Raw genomic sequence first — 26,987 nt, forward strand, 5'->3', positions numbered from 1 at the left:
CAGACCGGCCGCAGTTCCCGCACCCGCCGCTTCAGCACCGACAACGACCGTTCCCACCCGATCCGCTCGGCGATCACCGTGGCGGGCATCCGCGGGTACTTCGCCAGCAGTTCGCGGATCGCTGGCTCCACCGCGTCCACGATCGAGCCCTTCGGCGCCCGCCGGTACTTCGGCGGATCGTCGCTGGCCACGGCCCGCCGCACGGTGTTCCGGGCGATCCCCAGATGCCGCGCGATCCCCTTGATCGACATTCCCTCCGCACGGTGGAGCCGCCGGATCTCAGCCCAGTCCTCCACACCGATCACCTCTTCCACCTGACTCCCATGGAGCCAGACTGATCACTTGATCACGGAAGGGGTCACTTTTCATCGACCGATAGGGGGTCACGGTTCACGGAACGGCGACAGTTTTCGGCCTTACTCGCTCCCAGGCGGGGCCGTCGTTAGCCCAAGTGCTGCTGCTGGAGGATCACTCAGGTACGACTCCAGCGGCGGATACGGGGGCGATGGACCGCGGATGCGCTCGTACCACGGAAGTACACACACCCCCGTTGCATCCCCAGCACGGCAATCCCCTGATGCATTGGCCACAGGACTCACCCTTGTTGGGGCAACACTCATGGCCGTGATCAAGGTGCAGGCCATCTCCGTCAGCATGCACAACCGGGCAAATGGCGCACTTGTACCCCTGATGCTCGAAGAGCAGATGCACATCCAAGAACGACCGCGTGTGCTTACTGGCTCGAGTCACGATCCCCTGACACAGCTTGCAGTTACCCCGGGGGGGTCATGACCCTTGACGTGGTGTAGGGGATCAGTCGTTTGATGCGGCCGGCAGGACGGTCGTGTCGTCGGGATAGAGGGCATCCATGCTCTCGTTGGAGAGGTAGCGGCGGGGGAAGGCGATCCATTCGTCGTGGAGTTCGGCGAGGACGGCGGTGGCCAGGCGGAGGACTGCGGTCGGGTTCGGGAAGACCTGGACGACGTCGGTCCGGCGCTTGATCTCCCGGTTCAGCCGTTCCAGCGGGTTGGTGGACTGGATCTTCTTCCAGTGCTGGTGCGGGAAGTCCGCGAACGCGGTCAGGTCCTCCTTCGCCTCCAGCAGCATTTCTCTGACCTTGGGGAACTGGCGGCCGAGCATGTCGGCGACCGTGTCGAGCTGGGTGCGGACCGCGTCCGCGGTGGGCTGGGCGAAGACGGTGCGGATCGTCGCGGCGACCATCTCCGCCGACCCCTTCGGGATCACGGCGAAGACGTTGCGGACGAAGTGAACACGGCACCTTTGCCAGGCGGCGCCGAGCATGACCTTGCGGATCGCTTTGACCAGGCCGCTGTGGCTGTCGGAGATGACCGGGCGAACGCCGCTCAGGCCCAATGCCGTTCGGTTAGTCGTCTGGCGGGCTTGGCGATGCGTTGATCTCGATGTGGACGGTGGTTCTGTGGGTTCGATGGTCGGTGTTGCGGCCGACGGCGCGGTACTTGGAGCTGATCGCTCGTTTCTTCACGCGGGGTCGGGACCGGTCTCGGCGGGCGGGCAGGAGTCCGTTGAGTACGGCGGTGCCGATCTGTCCGACGAGGTCGGTCTGGGTGTGGATGATGCCGGCGGCCCGGATGATCTGGTCACGTGCCGTGTTCAGCGCGATGGTGAATGCGGCGCGGTCGGGGTCGATGTCGGGCCGGTGCAGGACGGCGTCGCTCATCGCGGTGCGTAGTGCCTGGTAGGCGACCAGAAGTGCCCAGGTCTCCTGGGTGACGGCTGCCGGGTGGCGGCCGCGCAGGACTCGGCCGCCGAGGACGGTCGATTTCAGCTCGCAGTAGCTGGTCTCGATCTCCCAGCGTTCTCGGTAGAGCCTGACCAGAGCGGTGGCGGGCGCCTCGTCGGGGTCGAGCAGGCTGGTGACGAGCCGGTAGGCGTGGTGGGCGGCAGTGTGCTTGCCGGTGCCGTCGGCAGGGGTGAGGGTGATGGTGGCCGGGATGACCCGGACGGTGACTTCACCTATGTGGGACAGGAACGTGCCGTCGGGCAGACGACGCAGGATCGGCAGCTTGAGCGCTGTGCTGTGGGTCTTGGCCCGGATGAGGAAGTCCGCGCCCGTGGACGCGACGGTGCCCACGAACGTGGTGGCTGAGAAGTTCCGGTCACCCGGCAGCAGCATCCCGGGCCGGAGTGCTCTGGCCGTGCCCGCGGCGGTGACCAGGTCACGGGCGTAGGTCAGCTCGCCGGTCGCGTCGGTGCCGAAGGCGGCGTCGATGAGGGTTCGGGTCCCGCAGGCCGTCAGCGTGACCAGACGCAGCATCGGGTAACCGGCGGGCCCGTTCGGTCCGGCCTTCGCCTTGGGGAACACCAACAGGTTCGCGGGCGTGTCCGGCAGGGCGATCTGGGTGCCGTCGATCGCGACCACCAGCCTGCCCGCGAACCGTGTCACCTGTGTCGCGGTCACCGCTGCGGGGCCTTTGACCAGGTCGAACAGTGCTTTCAACGGTTTGGGGCCGACCCGTCGCATCGCAGCCGTGATTGATGAACGCGCCGGTACGGGCAGCGGCACGGACAGCGAGGCAGCCAGCCGGGACCAGATCCCCGTCCAGCCCGCCCCGGTGAACAGCGCGCCGGCGAGCAGGAGGTAGACCACCACCCGCGACGGCAGCCGCCGCACCCGCTGCTGCAGACCACCTGCAGACGCGAGTGCCTCGTCGACGAGATCGAACGGAACAACCCGGGTCAACTCGCCCAGGTGCCCCACGGCGAACACGCCGGGAGCATGCGTAATGACAGAATCAGACACTGCAGCCCTTGCTGAGGAACACGAGTCTTGGCGGACCCGAGAACCACTACAAGGGCTGCACCCGTATCACCAGCCGAAACGCCGAAAGTTGCACCGCCGATCGAACCCCTAACCGAACGGCATTGCGCTCAGGCCGCGTTCGCGCAGGTGACGCAGGAACTGGGTCCAGAACGCTTCAGTCTCGCTGTCGCCGACCATGACACCGACGACCTCGCGGCCGCCGTCCTGGGTGACACCGGTGGCGATGACGACCGCCTGCGAGACGATGCGGTGGTCGACGCGGGCCTTGACATAGGTGGCGTCGAGGAACAGGTAGGGGAACCGAATGTGGTCCAGCGGCCGGGTCCGGAAGGCGTCCAGTTGATCGTCCAGCTCAGCGCAGATCCGGGAGACCTCGCTCTTCGATATCCCGGTGTCAGAGCCGAGGGCTTTGACCAGGTCATCGACCGAGCGGGTGGACACGCCGTGGACGTATGCCTCCATGATCACCGCGTAGAGGGCCTGGTCGATGCGCCGCCGGCGCTCGAGGAGGCTCGGGAAGAAACTCCCGGCCCGCAGTTTCGGGATGGCGAGTTCCAGGTCGCCGGCCTGTGTGGTCACCGTCTTCTCCCGGTGGCCGTTGCGCCAGGTCGTGCGGGTCTCGGAGTGTTCGCCCCACTCGGCGCCGATCTTTGTGGTGGCCTCGGCCTCAATCAGTTCCTGCAGCAGCCGCTCGGCGACCTCGCGGACGAGTTCAAGACCATCGGCCGAACGTAGTGACTCAAGCAGGCGAAGTAGGTCATGCTGGGACAAGGCCACCGTGCACCCCCTGGGGTCGAACTGCCCGTTCACTCCGGACAGTTGCACGGTGGCCTGCCAGTTGAGCAGGGAGCAGACACCGGCAGACGGTGCACCCGAGGGAGCAGAACCCGCGCACTCAACCGCGGAGATCCCCTACACCACACAGCGGGACGCCATCCAAGACTGCTGCACCAGGGCCTCCTGCTGCTCGGTGATTCGACACCAACGACGGAGCTCCCGGCCTCCAATGGCATCGGTACGGCCCGCGCGCTTGCCCGCATGTACGCCGCGCTGATCGGTGAGGTGGACGGCGTGCGCCTGTTCTCCTCGGCCGTCCTGGCGTTGGCGGCCGAGGAGCAGGCTGGCGGGAAAGATCAGGTCATGCTGATCCCCAGCCGCTTCAGCGCCGGGTACATGCTGCCCACCGAGAGCAACCCGATGTTGGGGTCAAGCTCATTCGGCCACACGGGTCGAGGAGGGTCGCTCGCCTTCGCCGATCCGGAGCACGGTGCCGCCTTCGGGTATGCGATGAACAACATCGTCGGGGGCATCGACGATGTGCGTGCGTCCTCCCTGGTCGAGACGGTGCGCGAGGCTCTCGCGAAGCCGGTCGGCGTCCCTGGCGGTGAGACCGCGGGAGATTCTTCGGTCATCCGCTTGGCCACCCGGGGCGATGGACGCCAGGCACCTCCCTTCGACCCGACCTGCGTCAGCCGGGCATCGCCGTAGCGCGCCCGTCTGCCGCCGGCGGGACCCTCCGAGATCCTCGACCCCGGAGCAAGCACACCGCTCTGTCAGTACCCGCCGCTACTGTCGTGATGACACATAGGGGAGCGAGTCCAGGGAGATGGCCAGCTGTGGGTGGGAAGCTGCGGGTGGGACAGGTCTACCGTTACGCGAGCGGCAAGGACCCGAAGCCGGAGTCGCTCGACGGCTTCCCGAACTTCCACCACGTGACGCACTCGTCGGGCCACAAACGGGCTCTTCTGGAAGCCGGCATCAACGGGATGGCCAAGGTCTCCACCCCCGACGGCATACGGCGCCCGGCGATCCTCATCCGCTCCAGTCCCTGGAAGGCCGGCACCGAGCAGACGCCTTGGCACGACGTCTTCGACATGGACAACGGCCACGTCCGCTATTTCGGCGATCACAAGGCCGGTTCGAGCGTTCCGCCCGGCACGACCACCGGTAACGCCGCCCTACTCGACGCCTTCACCGACCACCAGGGGCGTACCGCCGATGAACGAGCCGCCGCCACGCCTCTGCTGCTGTTCCGCGCAGTGCCCCGGAACGGCAAACCAAAGGGCCATGTGGCGTTCTGTGGGCTCGGCGTCATCGAGCGGACCGAACGGTTGGTGCAATGGGGAGGCCGCGAGCACACCCCGTTCGTGAACTACGTCTACGACATCGCCCTCATTGACTTGACCTCCGAGGACGACACGGTCGACTGGGAATGGATCGGGGCCCGCAGGGACGAGGGCGTGTCCCACGCTCAAGCACTCAACCTCGCGCCACGGGCATGGCGGGAGTGGGTCAAGCACGGTTCCTCGGCCCTCCCGGGACTGCGTCGCCGGGTCGCCCGGGCTCAGGTGGCGAAGGTGCGTGATCAACGCCCGAAGCCAGGCAGTGGTGAAGCGGCGGACCTGGAAACGATCTACAAGTACTTCGACGGCCGCAAGCACGACTTCGAGGCTCTGGCCGCCGCGGTGGCGGCTCGTGTACTGCGTGGGGCGGGTCACGGGTACGTGGAAGGCTGGCTCACACGTCGGTCGGGTGACGGCGGAGCCGATTTCGTCGGACGTCTCGACCTCGGCGGCGGAAGCGGCCTGGCGGGCACGAGCCTCGTCGTGCTCGGGCAGGCGAAGTGCGTCAAACCCGACACACTCATCACGGCGGAGCAGATCGCCCGGGTGGTAGCCCGGCTCCGACGCGGGTGGATCGGGGTCTACGTCACCACCGGCGCCTACTCCGAGTCGGCACAGACCGAGATGGTGGAGGATCAGTATCCGATCATCCTCCTCAACGGCACGAGCCTGGTCGCGGAACTGCGGAGCATGGCCAGGGACGACCACGGCGGCGACCTGGCGGCGTGCATCGAGCACGTCCTCGCCGGACGGGAGGTCGCGATCACGAACCGACGCCCCGAGGAAATCCTGCTGCAGTAGCCGGCCACCGGCCGTCCTTACACACGGTGAACCCCGGCAGCTCTTCTTCCAGCGTGAACGCGCCTGACGGCACTCGGGGATTCACCCTCCGGCCACCACGGACAGCGACTCCCGGAACACGCCTTCCAGTTCCTCGTCGAGTACTTCCGCCGGCAGCGAGTCGAAGGAGATGAAGGCGTTGAGCCTGAGCACACGCATGAGGAAATCGCGGAGTACCCGCCTCTCCGCGTTGGGCGGAACGTCGAGCGTTTGCCACACCCTGACGATCGCCCGCACCAGATGCGGGCTCCCGCCGATCGAGGTGCGTCGGGCGTAGATCTGGTCGAAGTCCGACTCGTTGAGCACGGACAACGAGGCGTAGAGGTCCTCCCTCCCTCCGTCCTCGTCGTACAGAAGGTGTGCTCGCCACCACAGCCGGCCGAAGACGTGGCGTGTGACGTCGGTCCCCAGCACCCGGTCGCGATGCAGGTCCGCGAATCTCCACGCGGACACGTCCGGCAGGACGACGAGGGAGAGGAAGGCCCAGAGGTCACCCGCGACCGCCTCCGCCGGAACGATGCCCGAGTCTCGGTGGAGGACCGTCGCCACGTCGATGTCGAAACCCGCCGCCTGCCTCCTGCCGGGTTTGGCGGGATAGCCGCGTTCGATGGCGCACGCGAGCACCGCCTCGCGTAGGGAGCCGAGGCTCCGCTCGGGAAGACGGGACCCGCCGGTGGCCGCGTAGAACATGGCCGAGTGGGAGAGAGCCGAACGATCACGTAGGTACTCGACGGAACGGTGTAGGCACTCCTCCCGGAGGTTGGCCGCGGCCGCGGGCAGAAGCCGCGGATACAGGTGCACCATTACGTTTCCTTGGAGAAGAAGCCGACGGCGTGCTGGATCTTCGCCGAGAAGAGCGCCGGATCCGTGCGACGCGTCATGCGCAGGGAGGTGAGGGATGTACCGGGGAGGAAGGTACGCAGAAGGCCGAGCAGTGTGTGACCGAGCGTGTCCGGCTCGAACCGGGACGAGTCCGTCAGCTCTTCGTCGGACACGGCCCGCTCGATCATCAGGCGGACGACGTCCTGGCGGACGGCGGACTGGATGAGCCGTTCCGCGTATGACGCCTTCTCCGCGCGGCGAAGCGCGTTGAGCACGACCGGCGTGCCGCTGTTCACGAGCAGCACGACGGCGCCCATCGTCGCCGCCTCCAGGTTCGGACCGACGTCAAGGTACCAGGGAGCGTTCTCCGGGTAGCCGGCACTCTTGAAGTCGATCACGGCCATGGGGAACTGCGACGCGTCGCCCTGCAGCCGCACCCCGGCCCGGTGCTGCCAGAGCACGGACCCCGCGCGTCGGGGGCCGGTCGGATCCGGATTGTCCTGGGCCTTCGCGAGAACCAGTTGGGTGTCGAGGGACAATCGGCCGCCGCTGTCGCGTCCGATCACGGTGAACGAGAGCTGCGCCGAGCGGGTGCCCCCACCGTGGAGTGTGATTCGGTGGGCCAGTCGCCGGAGGCCGCTGCCGGTGGAGCTCCAGATCGCGGAGAGGGCGAGCTCGGCCTCGTATGGGAGTCCGGCCGAAGCCCTGACTGCGTCGAGGTCGACCTCGACCACCGTCTCGAGGGACAGGTCTCTCTGGAAGTCCCAGTCGGGTATGAAGGCGGGCAGCGGAACGGCTTCCCCGTCCTCGGACTTGAGGGACCACTCGGCCATCGTCACCGACCCGACGGCCGCGCTGCGATAGGGGTAGGCGCGACGATTCACCGATCGTCACCCCCTGCCTCGGCCACGACCGTCACCTCGGTCATGGTGTCGGGGGCCGGCCGGACGACCAGCGACCAGACCGTGCCGTCGCCGCCGACCGTGTGCAACGAGGACCCGTCCGTCACGGGTCCGCTCCCCGCACGCCATCCCAGCACAGTGGGGATCGACGCTCCGATGGGCGGCTCCGTCTCGACACCGCGTCCGTCGCCCAACGCGACGGCGGGGCGACCGTGGACGACGTAGGAGCCCGCGTCGGGCAGGGTGAATCGCTGGACGATGACGGCTTCACCGTCCACCACGTCGTGTTCGGGGGCTCCGTCGTACAGAACGCGCCTGCGATCGGAGAGGACGCTCGATCCTCCTCTGGGACCGGGGATCCCACCGGCTCCGGCCGGCCCCCCGGAGCCTCGTCCGGCGCCCGAGGAACCTCCCGGGGGCGTCGTACCCGCGGCGAAAACTGCCTCCGCCCCCTCCCCCGCCGTACCCGCCATGAGTCCAGCCATGAGTCGGCTCATCCCCGCGAGGGAGACGCCTTCGCCCGTCTCGTTCGCCACCCGGGCAGGCCCGGAAGTCTCCTTCATGGCGTCGTTGATCTTCCGGAGGGCGTGCTTGGCCAGGCGCTGGTCGTCGCCACTGAGCTTGTCCACCAACCAGGCGTCGTGCGATGCGGGCTCCGCCGCCGCGAAGACCCGGTCCACTGCGGCGTCGGCACGGAAGATCGCGGCGTAACCCCCGCTCTCCTCGAAGAAGGGGGGACCTTCGAGGTACTTCACCACCAGGTCGACCGGCCGCATCAGGCACGTGTGGTGAAGCCGGTCCCCGATACCCGCCTCCTGCGCCACCCGAGGGGGCCTTCCCTGAGGGGAGATGAACTTCCGCATACCGAGTCGGCCGAGGACGCGCCCCATGGACTTGTGCTCGACGAGACGGGTCATGTCGTCGTAGGCCCAGACGAACGGTCGCAGGTGGGGCACCTCCGACGGCCTGGGAACGGGGACGGCCAGGCCCTCGTGGTGGGCGGAGAAGCGCATGGGGGCGTCTCCTCCCTCCGGGAGCATCTTCGGCCAAAGGTTCCAGACCATCGCGTCGACGATCCACCTCATGGCCTCGGCGTCGTCGCGTTCGCCGAAGACCGGGTCGAGAATCGCGACGGAAGTCCCGGTGTCGCCGTCGGGGAGGGAGTTCAGGCCGAGACTTCCGGCGACCTCGTCCGCTTCATCCCCGACCAGCGGCTCGACGTAACCGCGGCGGACCCTTCCCCAGAAGTGGCGGCCGGTGAACGTCTTCGCACCGTCGTCGCCTTCCACGGTGTAGCTCTCGTGGACCGCCCACCCGATGAGTCGGGTCTCCAATCGGTCGTCCACCCGACAGCGCGTGTGCACGATCACCGTGTGCGATGCGGAGAGGAGGTGGAAAACCGCCTTCCCGAAACCGTAGGTGCCGCCACGGCCGGTGACCTTGCTGGAGCTGCCGGTCTTGCGGACGAACGACGCGAAGTCCGACTGCCCGGGAACCGCGACGTCGGCGCGGGTGGGTCCGCCCAGTCCCCTCGTCCCCGTGTCGGTCACGGTCAGGATGCGCGGGGCGGGACGTGCCAGCGAGGCCCGGAGCTTGAGGTGTCGCAGCTGAGGCGCGCCCGCGGCCAGGAGTTCGCGCCACACCGGAGCCTCACTGGGTCCGAGGGTGCGCAGTTCCACTCGGTAGTCCACCGGGCCGTCCCCGGTTCGTGCGTCCCAGCTGTTCTGAGCCGACTCCCTCACCAGAAGTGTCAGCGGGTCGAGCTCGGTGCCGTCGAGGTTCTTCAAGGCACCTTCGGCCGTCCCTCCGCCGCCGGGGGCGTAGGGCTCGGACGACCAACGCGGGGATTCCGCGCTCATGGCGTCCACCCCAGCTCGTCCAGGAAGGCATCCACGGCCGCGTCGTCCAGCACCGGCGAGTGGACACCGGCCAGGTCGACGGTGTAGCGAACGTCCAGGAGTGCGTCGGGTACCGGCTCCGCCGTGAGGCGGGGGAAGGCCCCGTCGACCTCGTACCAACGTTCTTCAAGCGGTGACACGCGCAGTGCGCCTTCGTCGTCCGTCTGTCCGTGCCGATAGCCGACACGTGCCAGTCGAAGCCACAGCTCCGACTCGTCGTCGCACATCCGGGCCGCCTCCGCGGCGAGCTCACCGACGGTCCGCCCCCGCGGGCTCTTTTCGAACCGCTGCCAGGCCAGCGTCAGACGACCGTCCTGCGGTGCCTCCAGCTGGTCGAGTCCGTGGACGTCGAAAGTCCTACGCTCCGAGGTCGTGTGTGTGCTCTTCACCTCCACGGCGCGGAGGCCGTCGGAGAAGTCGTGCCGTCCTCCCTCGGGGCCGGTCCACCACCTCACGGCGCCCGGGTCCTTGACGAGCAGGTGGAGGAGGACCGACAACTCGCCGATGAGGCCGATCTCCTGCGTCTCGGTGAGCGTGCGGGGTATGCCGCTGAAGAGCTGACGCCAGCGGTTCACCACCGCCAGCGTAGTGCGGTAGGGCTGCCGCCCGTCCGCCTCCAGTGCCACGAGGACGTCGGAGCACAGCCCCGTGAAGACGTCGTCGAGATCCCTGCGGGTGCAGACGATATCCGCGAAACGTCCGTAGGTCTCGTCGTCCTGCAACGCCCGCTCCATGACGCGGAGTGTTCCGCCGATCCGCCCGGTGGGGATACGTCGACGTCCCCGGAGGGGGATCAGCAAGTGACGCAACGAGTCACCGTCGGTAGCCGCAGCGACCGCCCCGTGCTCGGTGACGACGGGGAGCGGAGAGGTCCTGAGAGCAGCTCCCGGGCCGAGTGGGGCGAGATCCAACTCGGCCCAGTGCCGGTCGAGCACACGCCGCAGATCGGCGCCCCCGCTCAACTGTCGTCCTCCTCGAAGAGCAACGACAGGTCTTCCTCCTCGTCGTCCTGTACGCGGGACAGGTCGGCGCTGTAGTACTCCACCTCACTGTCCTCACCCCGAGGCATCGGGAAGACCAGACCGACGCCGATCACGTGGTCGACGGCATCGAGCGGGGCACGCCTCTCGCGGTTCGTCGGTGACGGCGATAGAGCGTCGATCGGGTACAGGGTCAGCAACGCGGTGTCGGGCGCCTGCTCGCGCCTGGCGTTCTTCAGCGCCGCCTCGTTGATCTCCGTCAGCGCACCGAGGTCGAGATCGACGCCGGCATCGCGACGGCTCATCAGGGTCTTGATGTCGGCGGCGTCGCCTCCGCTCTCGCCGAGCTTCGCTCGGATGACGCGGTCCACGGCGAGCCCGGGGCCGAACTCGTACCGCTTTTCCGGATCAGCGCTGAGCGGATTGCCGATGATCGCCACGTTCCAGCGCTTCAGCGAACCGCCGCCCCCGGACCGCACCCGACGCTCTACGTAACTGCGCAACAGACCCGCGTCGCACTCCAACGACTTGCCGTGGAAGCGGTATTCGTCGAGGAAGTCCAGGATGACGTCGTAGGGCACACCTCGGAGGATGTGCCTGCCCTGCATTCCGTTGTCCTGGTGTCGGGCTCCCGCCAATCGCAGGGAGCGGTCGACGAGGTCGTGGGCGGCCTGCCGGTTGGCCCGCAACCACTCGGCGTCCCGCGTACGGAAGTAGCGGGTCTGCACACGCTGTCCTCCGTACGCCGCACTCGCCTTCACCGCGTCCCGCATCTTGCCCGCCGCCGTGATACGGAGTGACGGGTGGGTCCGCATGCGGACGGCGAAGGTCCTGGGCGTCTTGTCCTCGACCATGTACACATCGATGTCCCGACGCATCTCCGACTCGACGGTGGCGATGTGCCTGAACCAGTCCCGCATCCCGTCCGTCATCCAGATGCGCGGCAGGTCTGCGTACCCTTCGCGGAAGCCGAACCAGCGGCCCATCTGCAGCAAAGAGTCGTACGTCGTGGCGTTTCGCACGAAGTAACTGACGGCGAGCCCTTCCAGGGTCAAGCCACGCGACAGAGTGTTGCCGCCCACGGCGATGGCGACGACCGGGCCGGCCTCGTAGTCCAATCGCTTCACGCTCTTCGAGTTGTCCAGGATGATGCGACAGTCGTCCACCACACCGGCCAGCAACGGCAGGAGAGCGTCGTAGGGAACGGGCGTCTCCCCGAGGTCCGGCTCGGTGCCGGGAACGCGGACGATCTCGGCCTCCCAGAGCCGCCTCAGCTCCTCGAGCAGTTCCCCGTCCGCGGCATCGAGCCACCCCGCCGTCCGCTTGCGGAACGCCTCCAAAGGCATCTCGAAGCTCTCGTGGACGACGGTGCTGACACTGGTGTGGATCAGCATCGTGGAGTGGGGCACCCCCGTACCGCGCACTCGTCGGGCGGCCGTGACGAGCCAGAAGTACAGGACTGCCGTCCTCAAGGCACCGCTGATCTCGGGTACGAACCCCTCGATCTCGTCTCGTCCCGGTCGAACGAGGGGCACCTCCTCGTCGGGGACCGTTCGGATCATGTCGTATCCGTCCGGTACCTCCTCGGGGTCCTCACCGTCCAAAGCGTCCCGGCCGAACAGAACCTCGGTGCCGAAGTGTCCGCGTGGCTTCGGCAGGTTGACGACGAAGTCCTCCGGATAGAGGTCCTTGGCGGCGGGGTCGATCAGCAGATTGGCGAAGGGCGTGGCGGTGTAACCGACGTATCCCCCGCGGGGGAACAGGTCGATGATCTCCCGGATCAGCGGATTGGTGCTACGTGACGCGACACTCGCCTGGTCGGCCTCATCGTCGATGATCAGTGTCGGGCAGTTGCGCAGGTAGTCGGGCGCCTTTGCCAACCACGCCTTGAGCTTCCGCAGCCTGGGCACGTTCTTCTTGATCACGCAAAGGACGTGCTGCTGACTCTTGTCGCCGAAGAAGGCCGCCGGGTTGCCCGCGGGAGGCTCGAAGTCCCCGACGCGACCGGTGAGCGGGTGCCACTGGTCTATCACCGGCTCCACGAGCTGCCGCTCGAGTCGGAGCTGGGTCTGGAGCCGCAGTCCGTTGTGGACGCCGGCGAGGACGATGAAGAACTTGTATCCGGCGTCGGCCGCCTTCGCGATGAGCGCGGTGAAGTTGCTGGTCTTACCCGACTGCACGTAGCCGACGACCAGCCCTCTGGTAGAGAAGGCGCTCTCTAGGGGGTGGTCGAGCATAGAAACGACCTTGGTCGAAGCGGAGTCGAGGCCGCGCAGGCTGTCCTCGTTCCACGACTGTTTCGCCAGCAGGTTCCTGAGGGCGGGCCAGCACCTGTCGTCGTCCTGGGGGCCGACGTACCAAGTCTCGCGGTTGTTCCGGACGACGGAACCGGGCTCCCGCTTCTCGCGGACGGCGATGGTCTCCTGCTGATGGCGCTCCGCGATGCGCTTGGCGAGCTCGTCGGACATGCCGAAGAGCTTGATCGTCGCCAACGCCTGTTCGGGCGTGTGCGTTTTGATCAGGCGCTTGAACGCCTCGTACTGATCCTCGAACTCCTGCAAGCCCCACCCCTCGGATACACGGCGTGCCGCGATCGTAGGGGTGGCCTACGGGTCGACCGCCGTACGAGCGGCGTCGGACCCGCGCGCCCGTCGGCCGCGGACGTCAGGTCGGCCACGGCCACCACCGCTCACCCTCCCGTAGGTGAATCAACGGTTGAGGCCCCGGCGTCGGTGTCCAATGAAACAACTCTATATCCGCGCGCACCGACAACCGGGCCCGGATGCGGGAAGTTCCCCGTAGAGAATCATCGAACGTTCTGCGCAGGACCGGTCAGGCCGCCGCCGCCAGCTTTCGTCGCCGCTTGGGCGGACGGGGAGCCTTCACCGTGGTCGTTGCCTGAAGGTCCCGCTGAGCGAGTAGCAGCGGGGCGAGGTGCTCGGCGATGGCCCGTCCCAGCCCGACGGGCACGGCGTTACCGATCTGCCGTGCGATGTCGCTCCTGCTTCCACACCATTGGAAAGACTCCGGGAAGCCCTGCAGTCTGGCCGCTTCCAGGTGTGTGATGGGCCGATGCAGCCAAGGGTGCAGGTAACGGCCCTTCTCCGGTTTGAAGAACTCCGTACGGATGGTGACCGACGGCTTGTCGCGGTGCAGTCGCCCCATGACGTCGGCGGAACCGCTCTTGTGCTTCTTCCAACAAGGCGCAAGCAACTCGAAGGGGATGTCGAACCGGTTTCCCCCCTCGGGAATGGAACGATAGCGCGACATCGAGATCGGCTTTATGCCGTTTCGGCGCAGATGAAGCTCGTCCATACGGAACGGGCCAGCGATCTTACGCCCGTTAGCGGACACTTCGCGGGTGGGTAGGTCGGAGGAGAGCTTGCGCAGCACGAGGTCGGAAATCGTCTGCCATACGGTGCGTTCGGGCCCGGCAGCCGGAGTCGGGATGAGCGCGGCCTGTAGTTCCATGTCCGTCAGGTCATCGATTAGACGAGCCGAGTCCACGGCGGATCGTAGATCCTTTCGGATTCCGACGACAATCGCACGGAAACGTCGTTGCGGCACACCATAATCAGCAGCGTTGAGAAGATCATCGTAGATGAAGTATTCGGAGAGAGCTCCCCCATCCCGCACTTCTCTGCGCAAGAGTTCGAATTCGGGAGAATTCCTGAAGGCGTCGACATTCTCCATAACGAAAGCCATCGGCCGGACGGTTGAAACCACATCCAGATAATGGCGCCAAAGCTGGTTGCGCGCATCGTTCGGATCTTGGTTTCCAAGCCTCGAAAACCCCTGGCAGGGCGGACCGCCCAACACGATGTCGGCTTCCGGGAGTCCTCCGGGCCTGTCGACCCAGTCCGCGATGTCCCCTTGGTGGATATGCGCCCCGAACTTCTCGGTGAAGTTCACCGCGTACGTAGCCGCCGCTGCCCGATCGAGCTCGACGGCCGCGACGGGCCGGTACACCGGACGGCCGCCGCACTTCGCGTCGATGAAGCCCTGCGTCAGCCCACCGCAGCCGGCGAAGAGGTCGATCGTCCTCAGCGGAGGGAGACCGGGCTCCCCCGTCTCCACTTCGGAGGCGTCGACTTCATTGTGTGGTTGGCGCATTGGCGCACTGTAGCCAGCCACCAGGCCGGAAGGCAATCTCCTGACTCTACAGCTCAACAGCGTTTCGTGCCGGCCCCCAATCAGGTCCATTTCGGACTGCTCGATCAGGTCATGCAGCCATTTAAGCTCAAGGAGTGGACCTTGGGCACCCTTCACGCGGATCATCCGACGGCCCCGCGAGCCGACGGCACACCTCTGCCTACCGCCCGCCCTCCCGCGCTTGGCGCCCCAGGGCCGGCATGACGAGGACTGATCGCAAACGTGAACAGGATCGGGCTGCCGGAGGTCACGCCAAGCGGTTCGTGAGCGACGAGTCCGGCGTCAAAGTACCCGCCACCGTCGTCCTGACCGAGTCTCGAAGGACGGGGCACGTCGTCGCCAGACTCGAATGGGCGGTCGCAGGACGCAGACACCGATACTCCCTCGGCGCAGTGGACCACCCCACCCGGAGTGCCAACCTTCGTGCCGCTTGGCTCCTGGCCGAAGAAGCCGGGCTCCTGGTGGAGGAGGAGATAGGGAACTCCTGGGCCTCGTCGAGCGGTACCCGGGCGTCGATGCGTTCCAATCGGGCACGCGACACCAAGCCCGAGCTCAGGCTCCGCTCCTCTCTGCATCGGGAAGGGCTGCGCTTCAGGGTGAACGCCAGGCCGGTGGCCACGTTGCGCCGAACCGCGGATGTACTTTTCACCAAGCACAAGGTGGCGGTGTTCATGGACGGCTGTTACTGGCACGGGTGCTCCACTCACCGGTCGATCCCATCGACGAACAGGGACTTCTGGGTGTCGAAGATCGAAGGCAACAAGAGCCGTGACAGAGAGACGGACCGCGTCCTGGTGGAACACGGCTGGTTCGTGGTCCGAGTCTGGGAGCACACGCCGATCGACGATGCGGCCGCCCTCGTACGACTCGGACTGGAGGAGTCCAAAGAAGAGCGCACCGCCCGTGTGCTCAGAGCGGACGGCCGTTGAGTAGATCGTCCAGGGCGTCCACCTCCCTTCGCAGTACGATCCGCCCGTCTCCGTCGCTGTAGGCGAGGAGCCGGGCGCCGGGGGCCAGGCCGGCCTCGACGAGAATCCCCATGGGAAGTTCTACGGAGCCGTCCTCACGCACCAGGGCCTCAGCCGGTTCTCGGATCATGCCGCCAGGATCGCACGCCGCTCCCACCCCCGTTGTTCCTCCTGGGGCAGCAGGCGCATCCAGAGTGACCAGACCCCGTAGTCGCTCTGCACGGGTTCGCAAACCGCAACGAGCCACTACGGCCCGTCCTACGTTGCGCGTCACAGGACGGCCGCCACATCAACTTGGCTGTCGGACCTCCGCCAGAACATCGTCCAAGAGTCCCCTCACATCGCTTCCGCCCAGCACCAGCTGTCGATCGAGCAGCCGGTTTCCGGTTTCGCAGGAAGTCTCGCTCACCAGGGAGCAACCGTGGCAGGCCGAGAGGTTCAGCTGCGAGGCTCCGTGCCGATCGCTCTCGATGCAGACCGGGTCGTTGGAACAGATATCCGCGTCGTCCAGAGCGGCCACCAGGAGCGGGATCAACTTCTCGGGGGCCCCGAGTCTGACGAGGCCGCCGAGGGTCCCCTGAGCGTCCCCCGCCGCGGTGTAGATCAAGATCCCGGCGGTCTTGTCCGTACGGTCGGAGTTCGCGTAGATCCGCTCCTGCAGCGCGGCGGATGCATAACCGCTTGCGAACGCCAGTCGCCGGATAAGCAGGTGCGCCAGCGTGTGCAGGGCGATGTACCTGGGTTCCGGCATGTCGAGGCGGCCGGCCCAGGGAGAGTCGGCCCTGCGCTCCTTGAGAATGCCGGCGCGTGCCTCCACCTCCGGTTGCGCCTCCCACTCGGCGAGCTTCCGCTCGTCGAACCGCAGAAAGATCCCCTCCCCGAACAGCTCGATCGCCGGGTAGGTGGGCCAACGCCGCTGGTCCGAGCCCAGATCAACGCTGATCATCGCCGCTTCTGCGTCATGACGCCGGAATCCTCGTAGAGCACGGACCTCACGGACCCTGCGCACCTGCCCGATGCCGCTGATCTTGCCGAGCAGACTCTGCGGTCCTGTGACGCCTCCGAGGCTTCGTCCGTCGACGACGAAGTCGCTTCCCGAACCGTCGCGTCCACCGTCCAGCTTCTTCAGGAACGCCGCCCACTCACCATCCTTGAGATCGAGCAGCATCTCGTCCGGTGCGGTCTCCTCCCCCGCCGCCACGGCGAGGACGGTTTCCGGCATAACTCCGAGATCGTCGGCGATCCACTCCGCCACCTGCTCCGACAGGGGCCCGCCGTTGTCCGTCACCACCTTCTCGAAGAACACGTGCCCGCGGATCTTGTCGGACGTCTCCGCGGACTGCGGACGTTCCTCCGGTATGTCGAGAGCCGAGATCCTCTCGGCGATGTAGTTGCCCGTGGCACCGCGCTGAACGGCGACCAGCTCGTACGGGCAGGGCTTCTTGACGGAGTCCTCCGGCTCCCAGGGTTGCCGCCCCGCGCAACGGATCCCGTCCCGGTGCAGAGCCCCCTTCGTCACGAGTTCCGCGAGCCTGCGCTCGTTTCCGCATCCATAACACTTCACCACCAACGCCGCGAGACCTTCGCCACGGGTGGCCAGCTTGTGGAACCTGAGCGCCTTGTAATCGCGGCAGAAACGGACCGCTTCGCTCAGGCTCGCCCCGCGCCCACGATGCGCCCACTTGAACCAGTTGACGTCCTGGGCGTGGCTGCCCTTCTGACAGACGGCGATGTAGCGCATCGGTACGAGCGCGCCGCCACACTCACAGGCGTTACTCCACTTACCTTTCTTTTTCCCGGTCAGCTTCGAGAGCTTGTCGCAGCGTTCGCAGAACCGCCAAGCGGGAAAGCGCCAGTAGGGCAACGCGGGAGTGTCCTTACCGGCGCGACCCGCATGTTCCGGCGGTTGCCTGAGGACGCCGGCACCGAGGCGCGCCATCAGACGCTCACAGCTGATCTCATGGGCGAATCTCTTGTCCCACCAGGACGTGTCCGGCGCCATGAGCGACTCACCCCGGACGTCGACGATCGCTCCCGCACCGAACGGCGAGATCGTCTCGGAGAGGCGCAGGTCATGCCTGATCTTCTCCACGGTGCACCTCCTCCTGCGGCTCCTGGACCTCGACCGCCACGTTTGGCTCCACAGACCTCATCGAGTCTCCGACGAGCCACCCTTCTCCGGGCTGACCGAACCTCTTCAACAGAGCTGCTTGATCCTTCTTCGTGCGCTGGTAGTACAGCGGCTCGTCCGCCTCGCGTGCCTGTGCCGCCCGCCGGTCCCAATCCCTTAGAAGGCTGCCCACCGCAGAGCGCGTCTCCTCCGCTTCGAGACCGTCGGCGCGCGTCACGTAACCGAGAAACCCGTCGACGAGTCGGTCGACCGCTTCGCGGATCTTGTCGTCCCCGAGGTCGAGCCGACCCGCGGCCTCGTTCGGAGCGAGCGCGCTGAACGACTGCCTCAACAGCGCCACGAGTGCGCCGGCGAGCGAGCGGTTGCGCGAGGCCAACGACCACGGCGTGACACTCGTGGGCTCTACGCTCCGGTAAAGAGCCTCGTGATAACCGCGGAAGGTCTCGAAGTGCGATCGGTCGCGGGCCCTGCTCGACCGGAACAGCGTGACGACGACGCCTTGCGTGTCTCCACGCCCGACACGGCTGGTGGCCTGGATGTACTCGGCCGTGGTCTTCGGCTGCCCCACCATGAGCATCAGCGCGAGCCTCGGAATGTCGATGCCCACGGAGAGCATGTTCGACGAGAGGACCACGTCCACGGCGTCCGACGACTCGTCGACCCCGATCCGGAGCGCACGGAGGTCGTTCGGCAGCTCCTCCGCTCCGCGGCGACTCGTCAGTTCGAGGACCTTTCCGGCCCTGACGGGACGCAGCGGGAAACCGAGCCTTTCGGCACGAGGCTCCAGACGGCCGTTGACGTCGTCGACGACCAGCGTTCCGGTACGCCCGAGCTCGCGGAGGCTGTTGTGGTACATGACCAGTGTCCAGTATGCGTCCCGTGGCGCGGCGGACGGAGCGCGGGCGGCGAGTGCCTCCGGCATCTCCACCATGGGGGTGACGGCGGCGATGACGGCCGACGGCTGCGAGACCGACTGCGGCATCAAACCGACGTAGAGACGCCCTTCTCCGCTCTCGACGGGGCGGGAAAAGAACGTCCGGTCGTCGTCGAGCCCCGACGGCGGGTACAGGGCGACTTTTCGTCCGTAGAGCCCTCCCACCTGTTCCTCGGACGCGCGGATGGTGGCCGTCGAAGCCACGATCTTGGGGCTGACCCCCGACCGGCTCAGCAGGAGCTGGATCACCGCGTCGAAAACGGCGACGGTGGTCCCGAGCGGCCCCGAGAGCAGGTGCAACTCATCCTGAATGATCAGGGACGGTTGCTTGAAAATGGTCCCGAGACCGAGCAGCCTCCCGGCTTCCGGCTTGAACTGAAGACGTGCGAACTTGTCGACGGTGGCCAGCAGGATCGTGGGCGGTTCCTCGTACAGCACCTCGTCGACGACCGCGAGCGGAAGCCCGTCGGTGAACTCGCACGACTCGTCGACGCAATGGGGTACGACGTCCGGTCCTACCAGACGCATGCCGTAGTCATGCGGCTTGTCGCTCCTGAGCTTCGGCACCATCGGCGTCAAACACCACGGGCAGCTCTCGACCTGGAACTCGTTCGCCTCTTCCGGACGCGCCGCCTTCTGAAGACGCTTGAGCGCGTCACGCGCCTCTCCACGCGTACCGGGGGTGACTTCGTTGCCGACCCACAGACCGATCGAGAAAGGCGCCATCCCCTTCGCCCGGCCGTCCGTGGCCCGCAACCTCTCCATCGCACAGACCAATGCCGCGGCCCGCTGGAATTGCTGAGCGGTCAGGAGCCGCAGGGTATAGCGGGTGATGACGGCGGTTCCCCCACCGGCCGTACCGTGGTCGAGCAGTCGGCGGAAGACCTCGATCGCGGCGAGACCCAGGTATGCCTCGGTCTTACCACCACCGGTCGGAAACCAGATGAGGTCGACGAGTCCCCGGTCCTCGTGCCTCTCGTCAACGGTGGAAGCCAGCGAGACTAGCAGGAAGCCGAGTTGGAACGGCCGCCACTCCGGTTCCCGCACCTGGTCCTCCGGCTCCCCACGGTTGATCGCCCCCTGCCGCATCTGAAGGCGCATGGCGGCCATGCCGAGTGAGAATGCTGTTCGGAGATGTTGCTGTTCCGGTGACCGGAGGAGATCGACGCCCTTCTTCATCCTGCCGACCGTGTTCTCCGAACGTTCGGCGATACGGACGGCCACGGCTTTGTCGTCGCCGAACGCTTCCGCCCGTTCCATCTGCCGGGAAGCCCAGCCGGCGAACGCCTCGACGAAGGCGTCCAACGATTGCAGTACCGCTCCGGGGTCCTCGTCGATCTGCTGGAGGTACCTCAGCTCCAAGGCCCCGGCTTCGGCCGTCCCCTCGTCGAACCCCGTGGTCTCGACGGCGGGCACCACGAACGCCGGGACGGGTTCGAGGAAGATCCGTGTGCAACGGCCAGCCGTGAACTCCCAGTCCGCGGCCATTCCGTGCCCGACCGCGTAGACCTTTCGGTTGCGGTACCGCAGACGCAGCTCGGCGGCTTCCGGATCGGCGTCGAACGAACGCGTCGTGTCGTACTCCAGGATCTCTGCACCAGCGGGCGGAGTGACGGCCAGACGGACCTGGAACAGCATCCCGGGGATGTCGAGACGGTCGTCACCCGTGGACTCGGTCAGAACCCGTACATGGACGGTGACCAACGAGTTTCCCCCGAAGACGCGCCAGCGCGATCCGACCTCGACCGAAACACCCTCCACGGACAGGCGCTCAATCTTCTTCTCCCGCCGGAGTTCGATGACGCCGGCGGAGAACGGAGTACGCCGCCATCCGGGTGGCCCGTCCCCGTCGACGACGGCGTACGTGCCGCACGAGAAGTCGACGTCGACGGAATCGCCGTCGGTGACGAGGGAGATCGCGACGGACGAGGGCCTCCAGTCCTCTGCCAGGGGGACCCCGGCGCCGCTCTCCTCCACCTCGCCGTCCGGGACGTCGGCGGAAACGTCTTCGTCCGTGTCTCCGCCGCCGTGAGTCCCTCGATTCCCGGCCTCGACCGGGAACAGCATGCCGACGGCGTACTGCCGGTGAGGCAGGTTCGTCGTGACCTCGTCATCGCCCGCCTCGGGCCCTACGTAGGACTCTCGAAGGTGTTCCAGGGCCTTCTTCTGAGCCACGGTGAGGTTCACTTGCAGACCTGCTTTCGAAGAAGAGCCTGGAGCCGCTTCTTGTCCTCTTTGGACGCGATCACGTGGAGCGTGACCCGCGCCCTCGTGACTGCCACGTAGAAGGCGGCCAGGCCCCGATCGTCGTACTCACGGGGCAGGCCGCAGACGATGACGTGCTCTGCTTCCAGCCCCTTGGCGAACCGCGGGTTCGTCACGAGGAACCCGGCCTCGCTTCTATAAGGCTCGGCGCCCTCGGAGACGTTGATGATCCAGATGTCTTGACGACGGACGCCGTCCGCGACGAGGTCCCGGGCCACGGATTCCGCCGCGTCGACGTCGGCCGTCTCATCGGACCACCGCCATTCCACTCGGTCACCGTGGACGATGCCCGGGTCTCCGACGTCGGCGCCCAGGTATTCCTGCACGACGTGGACGATCGCCCGGGTGTTGCGGACGTTCCGGTCCAGGTCGTACTGGAGCGCCTCCTGCTGGACCAGCTCACAGACATCAGGGTCGAATTCGCCGTCGACGCGCGCCTGGTTGTTCGGATCCAGGAACATCCTCCACCGACCGCCCTCGCGACCTCCGCGGATCACGGAGTCCAGTGCGTCCATACCCTCGGCGTTCATAAGGTCCTGCGCCTCGTCGACGAAGACGACGTCGTACTGCTTGTCACCTGACAAGTCCGCGAACGGAAGAAGATCGATGTCTCTGCCCTCGATCCGCGGACCGAAGAAGTCGACGAGGGCGGGTGAGTGGAAGGTGATGAGAACCGACTTTCCCTCGCCCGCCTCCTGCTTCGCGCCTTCCACCAGCACCAGGGACTTTCCGGTGCCCGCACCGCCGAAGACGAGCATCCTCGGGTTTCGGGAGAGCGCGGCCAGGACCCGTGCCTGCCCCTCGGTCGCCCGGTTCTGCTCCTCCAGGACGGCGCCCCGCTGTGCATCGATAACGGGCATCCGCGTGAACTCGCCGAAGAGGCGCGCCCGCAGGGTCTCGGACCGAGCGATCCTGACTCCGAAGGGTGCGATCCTGGCCTCATCGGCGACCTTCTCAAAGGCTTCCGTCATCGCCGCGATGGTCATCTGGTCCCTGGCCCACCAGTGGCTCCCCTTCCACTCGACCGCGGCCGGAGGCGCGTCGATGTCGGGGGTGAGGGCGACGGCCTCGGTCGCGAACCAACCGACGCCTTCCTCCTGAAGAATGCCGCGCAACGCGTACATCGCCGACTGCGCCTGGTCCATCGGGGACTCGCGCAGCTTCTTCCAGTCACCGTGGCGGTCGATCGAGTACCAGACGCCGTCGTACTTCCTGACGCCCCCGCCCTTGACCTCGACGATGACGACGACACCGTCCCAGAGCACGACGAAGTCGGCTTCCCCCTGCTGCTTGACCGCATGACTCCGCAGCTTCACCGAGTGGAAGGCGACCGCCCCGTGGGGCCCGTCGATCGCCCGCAGTAGTCGCGCCACGCGCCGTTCGGCGTTGCTGGTGGTCGTCGTCTCGACGTCGGCGAGATCCGGTACCAGGATCATGCTCCCTGCTTTCGCCAGAGGTCTTCGTAGGCGCGGTATCCCAGGAAATCGTTGACCGCCCCGAAGTTGTCGGCGACGTCCACGATGAGGCACTCCGGTTTGCCGCCGTTCGCGGGGCCACGCAGTCCGCGGCCGGCCATCTGGATGTACGCGCTGGGGCTGAACGTCGGCCTCGCGATGTACAGGGCCCGGACACCCGGTGCGTCGAAGCCCTGGATCAACAGATCGCAGTTGGCCAGGACCCGGATCTCCCCCTTCTTGAACTTCTCGATTACGTCACGGCGTGCCTGCCGTCCGGTCTGGCCGCTGACCGCCTCGGCCGCGACCTGCCGGTAACGAAGCGTGGCGGCGAGGACCTGGGCGGACAGGACGTTCGGAGTGAACACGAGGATCGGCCATTCCGGGTCCCGGCGAAGAATGTCCTCCACGAGGATCCGCATGCGGGCCTGGTCCCGCCCGATGCGGTCGAGAACCTTGGGCTCGAGTTTGCGCCACGACTGCACCTGCTCGAGTTCATCCGGCTTCAGCGCGACGTCCACGCCCTTCAGCACCTCGTGTCGAACCCGCGCGAGGACGCCCCTCTTCGACAGCTCCTCGTAGGCGTTGCCTCCGAAGGCCCTCATGATGTGGTGGCCGAAGCGGGCCGCCAGCTCCTCCGTCGGCTTGGTGACGACGTCGCTCTTCCCCTTGAACGGGGTGGCCGAGACGCCCACCAGAGGCCGCTCCCAGCTACGGCCGTCGACTCCGAGCCACCTGAGGATCTTCGTGTACATCTTCGACCCGCCCGCCCGGTGCGCCTCGTCGATGAACACCGCGGACGCGCGACTGAGCCACTCGTGCTCGGGGGTGTCTGCAACCCTGTCGAGCTTGGCGTCGGTGGCCACGACCACGCTGAACTCGGTATCTGGCTCGTGGACCACGTTGGAGTTCCAGAGCCTGCCGATGGTCAACGGACGCTCGTCGCCGAGCCATCGCCAGACGGTCTCGAACGTCTGCACCGCCTGCTCGCAGAGCTCCTCCGACTGCGCGATCCAGATCACGGTTCCGCTCATGTCGCCGTCGACGAAGAGCCGCAGCACGGTTTCGGTGGCGACGCGAGTTTTTCCGGCTCCCGTCGGAAGTTCCACCATGCCCTTGCGTGCGCGCCCATCCGTTTCCCGGGACGTCAGAACCTCCTTCAGCTCCCGGCTGATCTCCTTCTGGAAATCGTGCAGAGGGTTGAGCCTCACGGCACCGGGCACGACGAACTCCTCGTCCTGGTGCCGACCGCGGCGTCCGGCATACTGCGTGCCGAATCCCATCTTCCGGAGCCAGGCGACGGTCGACGCTCCCCCCGCCCACGCCGTGGGAACGTCCGTGTATCCCTCGACGCTGAATTGATCTTTGAGGAATCTGATCGAGTCGCTGCCGTAGACCGTCAGGAAGAGCTCCGCAACGGACGTGGAGTCGTCCACCAGGCCCTGCCCTTCGAGTGCCTGCCAGAGCCCCTTCGGCAGGCACTCCTTCAGCGTGTCGTCGCCGAAGAAGATCTCCAGGCGCTCCGCATCACCGGTTGCGGCCCGGGCGGCCTGCCGCTGTTCCTCCAGACGTTGGTCTGCACGTGCTCGGAGGATGTCGCTCAGCTCGGCGCTCGACAGACGCAGGTCGAACGCGCCGTTGACGATCTGCAGAACGCGCTCTTCGTCGAGGTCGGCATGGACCACAAGAGTCAGCCCCTCGAGATGCCACTCGAGCGTCTGGTCCTCGACGCCGTCCTCGGTGGTCACGCGCTTCGTGATCTGGACGGCCTTCGCCACGGTCGCGTTCACGACCTTGTCCTCGACGAACGTCGAACGCAGCCCGGCGTACAAGTCGATGACGCGCTCCTCGCCCTGCCGGCCGTCGACCAGCAGCGAGAAGGAGAAGCTGTCCTCGAACCGACGACATCCGACCTCCTCGACGAGCAGCTCCGCTTCGTCAGGGTCCGCCTTGAGGTACGGCTTCTGCCTCATGCTGAGGAACCTGCGTTCTTCTTCGGTCGTCGCCAAGTACACCGCGTCGGGTCGCCTCGCCTCGATGGCGCGTCCAACCCTGGCGGGGATGAGTGCCGGACGCCCGTCCGGGAATGCGGTCCTGCCGGCAGTGAGGACGAACCCCGTCAGGGCCCCGTTCTTGATCGGCTTGAGGACCTCCGATCGGAGCGCATCGCGCATGACTTCCGCCGGAACCTCGTCCAGCCCCTTCGGCAGTGCCAGGGCGTCTTCGACGTGGCGCGGTCCGCGGAAGAGAGGCAGCAGGGCCTCGTACTCGACGAGCGACGCGGAGACGACGTGACCGGGAGCCCGGTAACCGCGGCTCGACTTCAGCAGGCCAGCCTGGTCCACCGCCCATCGCACCGGGGAAGCGACTCGGTGGGTGAGCCCCGTGTCGACGTCCGTGCAGAGCCAGTGACCCGTCTCGTCGAGCCTGAGCAGCCTCTCCGTCCAGTGTTCGCGGATGCCCTCAGGCGCCTCCGCCTCCTTAAGCATGAGGAGCGCCGAGAACGGACCCGGGCCGTCGCCCTTGTCGAACTCGACCTCTTCGACGTGGCGCTCCCCGGGCCCCAACCTCCGGTTCAGCTCATCCAGGACGTACTGGCAGTAGTCGTCGAAATGGACCTCCTCTTCGACCGAGTACGAAGCCACAGGCTCTGTGATGACGCCTGCTGCATGGGCGATCTGGGGAACGCACTTCGTCCTGTCCAACACTCGGTCGGCAATGCCGTCACCGAGGCCGTCGATGTCCAGTACGTACTCGGGGGACGCCCAGCCGCCGTCGCGTGTCGGAACCTTGAGGGCACCTGCCTTGTTGCCCGCCACGACCTTCTGCGCCTGCGCTATGGGCACGTCGACGGCCGCGTCCCAGAATTTCGGAAGCTCGTCGTCCTCCGACTCCGGCGACAGCTTGGCCATCCTGGCCTCGAACTTCGCGAGCGGGTCCAGGTCTCGGAAGCCCCTGTCACCGAGCTTCTTCTCGACGCCGGGAACGGCCAGAAAATCCGGACCGACGAAGCACGATCCTTCGACCTCGATGCCCTCCACGCGATGGAGGAAGACCTGACCGCGATCCTTGACGGACTTCATGCCGTCAGTCGTGGGTATGACCTTCGCGGAGCCGATGCCGTCGACTCTGGGATTCCGCAGCACGAAGTCGAGCGCTCTCGCGGCAGAGGCCGCGTCGGCCCCTTCCGCCCACTCGCGCAGCCACGACAGGACGCCTCTCTTGGGTACTTTCTCCAGCGCCTTAGCCTCATCCCTCGGCCGCGAGTCGACGAAGGCGGAGGAGACACTGCACACGTAAAGCGTCCGCAGACGCGTCATACGCTGATTGTTGGCGTAGCAACGCCAGTGCGGCACATCGCCACTGGTGTGGGGCGACTTGATCCACTCTTCGTGGTCGCGCTCGGACGCCTCGCTGACGCGGAAGTCGAGAGGACGGAGCTCCGGCGGCGTGCGCAGTACACCTGCAGCATCGGGGATCAGAGCCCTCTCGCATCCGAGCTGCGGGATATGAACGCAGAGGATCTCATCGCCGAACGAGTGGGTCTCGCGACCACGTGCAGGCATGTAGTCCAAGTGCGCTGCAGGATCGTCGAAGGACGAGACCTTCGGCAACATGTCGAGGAACATCCCGGAGAGAGTCACGAGGATCTCCCGGTTGTACGTGTTCGCGAGCAGCGTGGTGCGGTCGTCGTTCACGCTCCAAGGGGCGTTGAAGAGGGCGGATGCCGACGTCCTGTCCTGGAGCGGGAAATACGACCAGAACCCGCCCGTCTTCAGTTGGGCGAACCGTGCCGGCATGGCGACCGTGACCTTCATCCGGTCACGCGACACCGCTTCACCGACCTCGGTCCGAGCCTCGGGGCTGGGTGCGTGCATCCGATTCTCGACGTACCACTCCTCGTGGTCACCGTCGGGACGCTCGATGCGGAACCTACCGTCACCGAGGTCACGCGACACGTGGCTCGTCACGAAGTCGGCGTCGGCGCCGACGACCCGGAGCCGAACCTCGCGCACCGAGTTGACGAAGAGGAGGAACTCGGAGCGGAACTCCTCGATCTCCTTCCGGAGGTTCTCCAACCTCGACGCGCGCCGCAGTCTGACGATCGTCACCGCCCACTCCGCCAGCTCGGCCAGGATCGGGTCCTCGGCGAACTCGACGTCGGCATCGATCCGCGTCAGGGTCCTTAGGACCGGCAGCCTCTTGGATGCGGGGGCGATCGCCGCGAGGGCCGCCTTCGCCTTGGGAGAGTTGAACTCGAAGGCGATCGACCGGCTGAACACCTGCGGAGCGTCGGTGACCGCGAGTACCGACTTGAACCCGAGTCCGAACCGCCCGATTTCATCGCCTCTCTTACCGCTGAGGTGCGCGTGCGCGAGCGTGGTCAGGCCGCTACGCGAAAACGGACGCCCGGCGTTTGCGCAGTACAAGGTCTGGCGATCGAGGTCGAGGACGATCTCGACCCGCCCGGCCCCCTCCTCGTGCTCGGCGGCTCCCGACATCGCGTCGGCCGCGTTCTGCACCAGCTCCAGTAGCGTGCGGTTCGAGTAACCGCCGACTCGGATGGACTCTTCCTGATTGGCATGCTCCGCGATCAGGTGCGAGTTCGCACGATACGAGTTGGTCGCCCGCTCGAAGAGGTCGTCGACCTCGCGAACCAGACGCTCGTCGGGAATCCAACCGGCTCGATTCATCGCCACGCCTACACCGCCCCC

16 protein-coding genes and 3 pseudogenes are annotated in these 26,987 nt (G+C 66.7%); 3 read left to right on the plus strand and 16 right to left on the minus strand.

Going from position 1 to position 26,987, the window contains the following annotated elements:
* The 5 genes and pseudogenes from SZN_RS15150 to SZN_RS15170 all read right to left on the minus strand — a co-directional run.
* The coding region (locus SZN_RS15150) for an IS21 family transposase (protein WP_007495884.1) at positions 1–305 on the minus strand (305 nt) is incomplete at its 3' end.
* A gap of 163 nt (positions 306–468) precedes the next feature.
* Positions 469–750 (minus strand): endonuclease domain-containing protein, encoded by a 282-nt coding sequence (locus tag SZN_RS43495; RefSeq protein WP_043730764.1) that lies wholly within the window; start codon positions 748–750, stop codon positions 469–471.
* Positions 751–813: 63 nt separating this feature from the next.
* Positions 814–1,371, minus strand: a pseudogene (locus tag SZN_RS15160) (IS256 family transposase); the annotation flags it as partial.
* Positions 1,372–1,384: 13 nt separating this feature from the next.
* Positions 1,385–2,749, minus strand: a complete 1,365-nt coding sequence (locus SZN_RS15165) for an IS4 family transposase (protein ID WP_007495888.1) — start codon at positions 2,747–2,749, stop codon at positions 1,385–1,387.
* Between the two features lie 162 nt (positions 2,750–2,911).
* Positions 2,912–3,580: pseudogene (locus SZN_RS15170) on the minus strand (IS256 family transposase); the annotation flags it as partial.
* Between SZN_RS15170 and SZN_RS42560 the strand changes: the two are divergent.
* A pseudogene (locus tag SZN_RS42560) lies at positions 3,563–4,162 on the plus strand (serine hydrolase); the annotation flags it as partial. The pseudogenes SZN_RS15170 and SZN_RS42560 sit on opposite strands and share 18 nt — an antisense overlap.
* A 257-nt stretch (positions 4,163–4,419) precedes the next feature.
* On the plus strand, positions 4,420–5,727 hold the full coding sequence (locus SZN_RS15180; protein WP_007495895.1) for a restriction endonuclease: 1,308 nt from the start codon (positions 4,420–4,422) through the stop codon (positions 5,725–5,727).
* Positions 5,728–5,808: 81 nt separating this feature from the next.
* On the opposite strand, the gene SZN_RS15185 is transcribed toward SZN_RS15180, so the two are convergent.
* The 6 genes from SZN_RS15185 to SZN_RS15215 all read right to left on the minus strand — a co-directional run bounded on the left by SZN_RS15185 (position 5,809) and on the right by SZN_RS15215 (position 14,646).
* Positions 5,809–6,570 (minus strand): DUF6339 family protein, encoded by a 762-nt coding sequence (locus tag SZN_RS15185; protein WP_007495897.1) that lies wholly within the window; start codon positions 6,568–6,570, stop codon positions 5,809–5,811.
* Positions 6,570–7,472 (minus strand): hypothetical protein, encoded by a 903-nt coding sequence (locus tag SZN_RS38620; protein ID WP_139063551.1) that lies wholly within the window; start codon positions 7,470–7,472, stop codon positions 6,570–6,572. Before SZN_RS38620 ends, SZN_RS15185 begins: the two co-directional genes overlap by 1 nt.
* Positions 7,469–9,349: a hypothetical protein gene (locus tag SZN_RS37670; RefSeq protein WP_139063552.1), complete on the minus strand. Its 1,881-nt coding sequence runs from the start codon at positions 9,347–9,349 to the stop codon at positions 7,469–7,471. Before SZN_RS37670 ends, SZN_RS38620 begins: the two co-directional genes overlap by 4 nt.
* Positions 9,346–10,323: a PD-(D/E)XK motif protein gene (locus tag SZN_RS15205; RefSeq protein WP_244313363.1), complete on the minus strand. Its 978-nt coding sequence runs from the start codon at positions 10,321–10,323 to the stop codon at positions 9,346–9,348. The genes SZN_RS37670 and SZN_RS15205 overlap by 4 nt, the downstream gene beginning before the upstream one ends.
* 23 nt (positions 10,324–10,346) lie before the next feature.
* On the minus strand, positions 10,347–12,929 hold the full coding sequence (locus tag SZN_RS15210; RefSeq protein WP_007495904.1) for a Z1 domain-containing protein: 2,583 nt from the start codon (positions 12,927–12,929) through the stop codon (positions 10,347–10,349).
* A gap of 271 nt (positions 12,930–13,200) precedes the next feature.
* Positions 13,201–14,646, minus strand: coding sequence for a DNA cytosine methyltransferase (locus tag SZN_RS15215; RefSeq protein ID WP_244313361.1), 1,446 nt, complete (start codon positions 14,644–14,646; stop codon positions 13,201–13,203).
* A 137-nt stretch (positions 14,647–14,783) separates the two neighbouring features.
* Between SZN_RS15215 and SZN_RS42565 the strand changes: the two genes are divergently transcribed.
* Positions 14,784–15,449 carry a very short patch repair endonuclease gene (locus SZN_RS42565; protein WP_244313362.1) on the plus strand — a complete coding sequence of 222 codons (666 nt, stop codon included), beginning with the start codon at positions 14,784–14,786 and terminating at the stop codon, positions 15,447–15,449.
* Here the strand turns inward: SZN_RS42565 and SZN_RS15225 are convergent.
* From SZN_RS15225 to SZN_RS15245, 5 genes are all read right to left on the minus strand, one after another.
* Positions 15,430–15,618, minus strand: a complete 189-nt coding sequence (locus tag SZN_RS15225; RefSeq protein ID WP_032767136.1) for a hypothetical protein — start codon at positions 15,616–15,618, stop codon at positions 15,430–15,432. The two genes, SZN_RS42565 and SZN_RS15225, sit on opposite strands and share 20 nt — an antisense overlap.
* Positions 15,619–15,777: 159 nt before the next feature.
* Complete coding sequence (gene drmB, locus SZN_RS15230; protein WP_007495908.1) at positions 15,778–17,580, minus strand: DUF1998 domain-containing protein; 1,803 nt, start codon at positions 17,578–17,580, stop codon at positions 15,778–15,780.
* Positions 17,561–20,740, minus strand: a complete 3,180-nt coding sequence (locus SZN_RS15235) for a helicase-related protein (RefSeq protein ID WP_007495909.1) — start codon at positions 20,738–20,740, stop codon at positions 17,561–17,563. The genes drmB and SZN_RS15235 overlap by 20 nt, the downstream gene beginning before the upstream one ends.
* Positions 20,737–22,254 (minus strand): nuclease-related domain-containing DEAD/DEAH box helicase, encoded by a 1,518-nt coding sequence (locus SZN_RS15240; protein WP_007495910.1) that lies wholly within the window; start codon positions 22,252–22,254, stop codon positions 20,737–20,739. The genes SZN_RS15235 and SZN_RS15240 overlap by 4 nt, the downstream gene beginning before the upstream one ends.
* Complete coding sequence (locus SZN_RS15245) at positions 22,251–26,966, minus strand: DEAD/DEAH box helicase (protein ID WP_043730806.1); 4,716 nt, start codon at positions 26,964–26,966, stop codon at positions 22,251–22,253. Before SZN_RS15245 ends, SZN_RS15240 begins: the two co-directional genes overlap by 4 nt.
* Positions 26,967–26,987 lie beyond the last annotated feature (21 nt).

Origin of the sequence: Streptomyces zinciresistens K42 (assembly GCF_000225525.1) — a bacterium.
In the GTDB taxonomy this organism is placed as follows: Bacteria; Actinomycetota; Actinomycetes; order Streptomycetales; family Streptomycetaceae; genus Streptomyces; species Streptomyces zinciresistens.

What these genes read in the sequence shown, in the direction of transcription:
- SZN_RS15185 (WP_007495897.1), bottom strand. Translation starts at nt 6,570, where the DNA reads ATGGTGCACCTGTATCCGCGGCTTCTGCCCGCGGCCGCGGCCAACCTC.
- SZN_RS37670 (WP_139063552.1), bottom strand. Translation starts at nt 9,349, where the DNA reads ATGAGCGCGGAATCCCCGCGTTGGTCGTCCGAGCCCTACGCCCCCGGC.
- SZN_RS15215 (WP_244313361.1), bottom strand. Translation starts at nt 14,646, where the DNA reads ATGATCCGCGTGAAGGGTGCCCAAGGTCCACTCCTTGAGCTTAAATGG.
- SZN_RS15225 (WP_032767136.1), bottom strand. Translation starts at nt 15,618, where the DNA reads ATGATCCGAGAACCGGCTGAGGCCCTGGTGCGTGAGGACGGCTCCGTA.
- SZN_RS15240 (WP_007495910.1), bottom strand. Translation starts at nt 22,254, where the DNA reads ATGATCCTGGTACCGGATCTCGCCGACGTCGAGACGACGACCACCAGC.
- SZN_RS15245 (WP_043730806.1), bottom strand. Translation starts at nt 26,966, where the DNA reads ATGAATCGAGCCGGTTGGATTCCCGACGAGCGTCTGGTTCGCGAGGTC.